8 protein-coding genes are annotated in these 5,259 nt (G+C 65.4%); 6 read left to right on the top strand and 2 right to left on the bottom strand.

The window, feature by feature from the left end; genetic code table 11:
- The 4 genes from MOV74_RS30705 to MOV74_RS30690 form a co-directional block, all read left to right on the top strand.
- Positions 1–283: heme exporter protein CcmB (locus tag MOV74_RS30705; RefSeq protein WP_246930565.1), on the top strand; the 283-nt coding region annotated here is incomplete at its 5' end.
- Between the two features lie 105 nt (positions 284–388).
- On the top strand, positions 389–1,183 hold the full coding sequence (locus MOV74_RS30700) for a heme ABC transporter permease (protein ID WP_246930563.1): 795 nt from the start codon (positions 389–391) through the stop codon (positions 1,181–1,183).
- Positions 1,180–1,362, top strand: coding sequence for a heme exporter protein CcmD (gene ccmD, locus MOV74_RS30695; protein ID WP_246930561.1), 183 nt, complete (start codon positions 1,180–1,182; stop codon positions 1,360–1,362). Before MOV74_RS30700 ends, ccmD begins: the two co-directional genes overlap by 4 nt.
- A complete protein-coding gene (locus MOV74_RS30690) occupies positions 1,359–1,952 on the top strand; it encodes a DsbE family thiol:disulfide interchange protein (protein ID WP_246930559.1) in 594 nt (197 codons plus the stop codon). The genes ccmD and MOV74_RS30690 overlap by 4 nt, the downstream gene beginning before the upstream one ends.
- A 135-nt stretch (positions 1,953–2,087) precedes the next feature.
- On the opposite strand, the gene MOV74_RS30685 is transcribed toward MOV74_RS30690, so the two are convergent.
- Positions 2,088–2,690 (bottom strand): septation protein A, encoded by a 603-nt coding sequence (locus tag MOV74_RS30685; RefSeq protein ID WP_246930557.1) that lies wholly within the window; start codon positions 2,688–2,690, stop codon positions 2,088–2,090.
- 3 nt (positions 2,691–2,693) lie between these two features.
- On the bottom strand, positions 2,694–3,641 hold the full coding sequence (gene ftsY, locus MOV74_RS30680) for a signal recognition particle-docking protein FtsY (protein ID WP_246930555.1): 948 nt from the start codon (positions 3,639–3,641) through the stop codon (positions 2,694–2,696).
- Between the two features lie 61 nt (positions 3,642–3,702).
- On the opposite strand from ftsY, the gene MOV74_RS30675 reads away from it, so the two are divergent.
- Both MOV74_RS30675 and MOV74_RS30670 read left to right on the top strand, forming a co-directional pair.
- Positions 3,703–4,404, top strand: coding sequence for an RluA family pseudouridine synthase (locus MOV74_RS30675; protein ID WP_246930553.1), 702 nt, complete (start codon positions 3,703–3,705; stop codon positions 4,402–4,404).
- A 264-nt stretch (positions 4,405–4,668) separates the two neighbouring features.
- The coding region (locus MOV74_RS30670) for a DUF2336 domain-containing protein (RefSeq protein ID WP_246930551.1) at positions 4,669–5,259 on the top strand (591 nt) is incomplete at its 3' end.

Genomic DNA, 5,259 nt, shown 5'->3' with positions numbered 1-5,259 from the left:
GGTGGCGCTGACGCTGCTGGCGGGCACCCCGGCCCTGACCTTCACCGGCATGATCGGCGCGGCGCTGGCGGTGACGCTGCACCGCGGCGGGCTGCTGATGGCGGTGCTGGTGCTGCCGCTGTCCATTCCGGTCCTGATTTTCGGCGTGGCCGCGTCAGAGGCCGTGATCGTCGGTCCCATGACGTTCGGCGCGCCGTTCTCGATCCTGTGCGCGCTGTCCCTGGTCAGCCTCGTGGTCGGCCCCTTCGCAGCCGCAGCGAGCCTCCGGCATGGACTTGACTGAGATGGGCTTGATTGAGTGGGCTCGACTGACCTTGACCCCGATCAACTTTCGTCCCTCGCTTTCGTGCTGATTGCCTGAGCAGCCGCCGATGATTATCAGGGTACTATGTCACTGATCGACCTCGCCAACCCGACCCGGTTCCTCGCGCTGACAGCGCGGGTGTTGCCGTGGCTCGCGGCCGCGACAATCATCCTGCTCGCGATCGGCCTCTACCAATCCGCAAACGCGCCGGACGACTATCAGCAGGGCGCGACCGTCAAAATCATGTTCATCCACGTGCCAAATGCCTGGCTGTCGATGTTCGTCTGGGGCGTGATGAGCATCGCCTCGCTGGGCACGCTGGTGTGGCGTCATCCGCTGGCCGACGTCGCCGCGAAAGCCGCAGCGCCGATCGGCGCCGCCTTCACTTTCCTCGCGCTGCTCACCGGCTCGCTGTGGGGCCGGCCGATGTGGGGCACCTATTGGGAATGGGATGCGCGGCTCACCTCCGTGCTGATCCTGTTCCTGATGTATCTCGGTCTGATGGCGCTGTGGCGCGCGGTCGACGATCCCTCGCGCGCGGCGCGCGCCGCCGCGGTGCTGACCCTGGTCGGCGCGATCAACCTGCCGATCATCAAATTCTCCGTGGACTGGTGGAACACGCTGCACCAGCCGGCTTCGGTGATGCGCATGGGCGGCTCGGCGCTGGACAAATCGTTCCTGATTCCGCTGCTGGTGATGGCGATCGCCTTCACGCTGCTGTTCGTCACGCTGCACCTGGCGGCGATGCGCAACGAGATCCTGCGCCGCCGCGTCCGTTCCCTGCAGATGATGCAGGCGAGCCGTGTGGCGTTCTCGAGCGAAGCGGGCACCGGTTCGCGCGGACAAAACGCGTCGAAAGAAGTTGGGGCCGCAGGATGATGTCGCTCGGTCCTTATGCATCCTTCATCGTGACATCCTACGCCGCAGCGGCCGTCGTGGTCGCGATCCTGATCGGCTGGATCGTGCTCGACCATCGCAACCAGACGCAGCGCCTGCGCGAGCTCGACCGCAGCGGCATCACCCGCCGCTCCGGTCGCAGCGCCATGGACGCGTCATGAGCGAACAATCGACCTCCGCACCGCCGCAGCGCCGCACCTTCCTGATGGTGCTGCCGCTGATCGCCTTCATTGGCCTTGCGCTGCTGTTCTGGTTCCGGCTCGGCAGCGGCGATCCCTCGCGGATTCCCTCCGCGCTGATCGGCCGCCCCGCGCCGCAGACCGTGCTGCCGCCGCTCGAGGGATTGCAGGCTGACAATGCGCCGGTGCCGGGGCTCGATCCCGCCGCGTTCAAGGGCAAGGTCAGTCTCGTCAATGTCTGGGCGTCCTGGTGCGTGCCTTGTCATGACGAAGCACCGCTCCTGACCGAACTGGCAAAAGACAAGCGCTTCCAGCTGGTCGGCATCAATTACAAGGACGCGGCCGACAATGCGCGCCGCTTCCTCGGCCGCTACGGCAACCCGTTCGGCCGCGTCGGCGTGGACGCCAACGGCCGCGCCTCGATCGAATGGGGCGTCTACGGCGTTCCCGAGACCTTCGTCGTCGGGCGCGAAGGCACCATCGTCTACAAGCTGGTCGGCCCGGTCACGCCGGACAATCTGCGGACGGTGTTGTTGCCGCAGATGGAGAAGGCATTGAAGGCGGGATCTTAGCCAAGACCGTCATTGCGAGGAGCCCGCGACAAAATTGCGTAGCAATTTTGCGCTGATGCGACGAAGCAATCCAGAATCCCTCCGCGGAAAGATTCTGGATTGCTTCGCTTCGCTCGCAATGACGAGTGGGGAGACTTACCCCTTCCGTACATCCCCCGCCTCGGCCTCGCTTGCCTCCAGCGACACCGGATCGAGGTGATAGCGCTTGGTCAGCGGCATCTGGGCGATGGCGAAGATCATCGTGATCGGCGTCACGCCGAACACCTTGAAGTTGACCCAGAAGTCCGTGCTTTGCGTACGCCAGACGATCTCGTTCAGCACCGCCATGCCGGCGAAGAACAGCGCCCAGCGCAGCGTGAGGATGCGCCAGCCCTGCGGCGTCAAATTGAACATCTGGTCGAACATCACGGCGATGAAGGAGCGGCCGAACAAAAGGCCACCGCCGAGGATCGCGGCGAACAGGCCGTAGATGATGGTCGGCTTGACCTTGATGAAGGTCTCGTCGTGCAGCACCAGCGTCAGCGTGCCGAACACCAGCACGATCACGCCTGTGACGATCGCCATGATCGGGATGTGACGCGTCACCACATAGGACGCCGCCATCGCCGCTACGATCGCGACCATGAAGGCGCCGGTGGCCGCGAACAGATTGAACTTGGCGTTGACGAAGAAGAACACGAGCAGCGGACCGAGCTCGGTCGCCAGCTTGAACAGCGGATGCGGCTGGGTCTTGTCCATTCGTCAGCTTTCGATTCCGGCTATGGCACGGGCGAAATCGCGCGCGGTGAACGGCGCGAGATCGTCGACGCCTTCGCCGACGCCGATGAAATGCACCGGCAGTTTGAATTTTTCGGCGAGCGCTACCAGGATGCCGCCGCGCGCAGTGCCGTCGAGCTTGGTCATCACGAGGCCGGTGACCCCCGCGGTGCGATGGAAGGCCTCGACCTGCGACAGCGCATTCTGGCCGACGGTGGCGTCGAGCACCAGCAGCACGGCATGCGGCGCAGTGTCATCCACCTTGCGGATCACGCGCACGACCTTTTCGAGCTCGTTCATCAGCTCGGCCTTGTTTTGCAAGCGACCGGCGGTGTCGATCAGGAGCACGTCGACGTTTTGCTCCTTCGCGGCGGTGAGCGCGTTGAAGGCGAGGCTCGCCGAATCCGAGCCCTGCGCCCCGGCGATGACCGGTGTCTTCGTGCGTTCGCCCCAGACCTTCAGCTGTTCGATCGCGGCTGCGCGAAACGTGTCACCGGCGGCCAGCATCACCTTGCGGCCTTCGGATGCGAATTTTTGCGAGAGTTTTCCGATGGTGGTGGTCTTGCCGGAGCCGTTGACCCCGACCACCAGAATCACGAACGGCTTCCTGGCGGTGTCGATCTCGAGCGGCCTCGCCACCGGCGCCAGCACCTTCTCGACCTCGGTCGCGACGACATCCTTCACCTCGTCCGCCGAGATCGCCTTGTCGTAGCGGCCGGTGCCGACCGCGTCGGCAATCCGGACCGCAACGGAAGTGCCGAGATCGGCGCGCAGCAGCACGTCCTCGATGTCATCGAGCATGGCGCGGTCGAGCTTGCGCTTGGTGACGAGGTCGGCGACCGCGGTCCCGAGTGAGGACGAGGTGCGCTTCAGCCCGTTGGACAGGCGGCGCCACCAGCTCAGCTTGGGGGGATCTGACGTGGTATCGTTCATGGTGGCGGTGTGTTAGCCGTTCCCGCCGTTAAACGAAAGACTTGACCCGAAGGTCCTGCAATTGCTCGATGTTCCCGAATTGACAGCCGATGAGATCCTGGCCCGCGTGCTCCATCGCGACGGCTTGATGCTGATCATCGACAAGCCGTCGGGCCTGCCGGTGCATCGCGGCCCCAAGGGCGGCGCCAATCTGGAGGCCTCGTTCGACGCGCTGCGTTTCGGCCTGCCGCGACCGCCGGTGCTGGCTCACCGGCTGGACAAGGACACCTCCGGCTGCCTCGTGCTCGGCCGCCATCGCAAGGCGACCGCCTCGCTCGGCCTCCTCTTCAAGCACGGCAAGATCGGCAAGACCTACTGGACCGTGGTCGAGGGCGGCCCCGCTGAGGACGAAGGGACCATCGACATGCCGCTCGGCCGGCTCAATGCCGAACGCGGCTGGTGGCAGAAGCCCGACCCCGAGGGCCAGAAGGCTATCACGAACTGGAAGGTGATGGGCCGCGGCGACGGCCTGACCTGGCTCGCCATGGAACCGGTGACCGGGCGGACTCATCAATTGCGGGTGCATTCGTCGGCGACCGGCTGGCCGATCTTCGGCGATAACATTTACGGCAACGGCCCGCGCTTCGGCGAGCCGAAGCTGCACCTGCATTCCCGCGAGATCGTGGTGCCGATCTCCCGGAACAAGGAGCCCGTCCGCGTCGTGGCGCCGGCCCCGCCGCATATGCACGAGAAGCTAAGGGCTTGCGGGTGGAAGGGGGAATAAGCGCCGCAAGTTCGGTGCACCTCTCCCGCTTGCGGGAGAGGTCGGCGCGTAGCGCCGGGTGAGGGCTCTCTCCTCTTGGGTGTTCTCGATTGCGGAAACACCCTCTCCCCAACCCTCCCCCGCAAGCGGGGGAGGGGGCGCAGCTCCGCCGCGACCGCACCTCGCTCCCAATGCCCATGGTTTACCAAACCTTCAGTGCTCGCCTCTAATGATAGCGGTTGCTTAGAACAAGCTTCTGTAACCGCTCAGGACGAGCAAGGCGTGATGTCCAAGGCCGAGCTATCGATCATCGACGAGGTCGAATCCGCGATTCGAGCAGGCTCGGCGGAAAAGGGCCTGGAAACCGCCCGGCGCGTCACCGATCTGTTCCTCTCCTCCGCCGGCAGTTTCGACGACGAGCAGATCGCGCTGTTCGACGAGGTGCTCGAGCGCCTGATCGGCACCATCGAGCTGCGCGCGCTGGCCGACATGGGTGCACGCATCGCGCTCGCCGAGATCAGCGCACAACTGGCGCCGATCGCGCAGGCGCCGCCCTCCGTGATCCGTCGCCTCGCCAGCAACGACGAGATCCGCATCGCCGGTCCCGTGCTGCAGGAATCCGCCCGCCTCGACGACGGCGAGCTGGTGAAGATCGCATCATCCAAAGGCGAGCCGCATCTGCTCGCGATGGCCGGCCGCTGGTGGCTGAAGGAGATCGTCACCGACGCTTTGCTGGCGCGCCGCTATCCCAGCGTCAGTCGCAAGCTCGCCGCCAATCCCGGCGCGCGCGTCTCCGGAAACGGATTTGCCGTCCTGGTCGGGCAAGCCGAGTCGGACCCCGAACTTGCCGTCAGCGTCGGCGTCCGCGTCGACCTG

Source organism: Bradyrhizobium sp. SHOUNA76 (assembly GCF_023006445.1).
Taxonomy (GTDB): domain Bacteria; phylum Pseudomonadota; class Alphaproteobacteria; order Rhizobiales; family Xanthobacteraceae; genus Bradyrhizobium.
This window is presented reverse-complemented; position numbering and strand designations above follow the sequence as displayed.

What these genes read in the sequence shown, in the direction of transcription:
- ccmD (WP_246930561.1), top strand. Translation starts at nt 1,180, where the DNA reads ATGATGTCGCTCGGTCCTTATGCATCCTTCATCGTGACATCCTACGCC.
- MOV74_RS30685 (WP_246930557.1), bottom strand. Translation starts at nt 2,690, where the DNA reads ATGGACAAGACCCAGCCGCATCCGCTGTTCAAGCTGGCGACCGAGCTC.
- MOV74_RS30700 (WP_246930563.1), top strand. Translation starts at nt 389, where the DNA reads ATGTCACTGATCGACCTCGCCAACCCGACCCGGTTCCTCGCGCTGACA.
- ftsY (WP_246930555.1), bottom strand. Translation starts at nt 3,641, where the DNA reads ATGAACGATACCACGTCAGATCCCCCCAAGCTGAGCTGGTGGCGCCGC.
- MOV74_RS30690 (WP_246930559.1), top strand. Translation starts at nt 1,359, where the DNA reads ATGAGCGAACAATCGACCTCCGCACCGCCGCAGCGCCGCACCTTCCTG.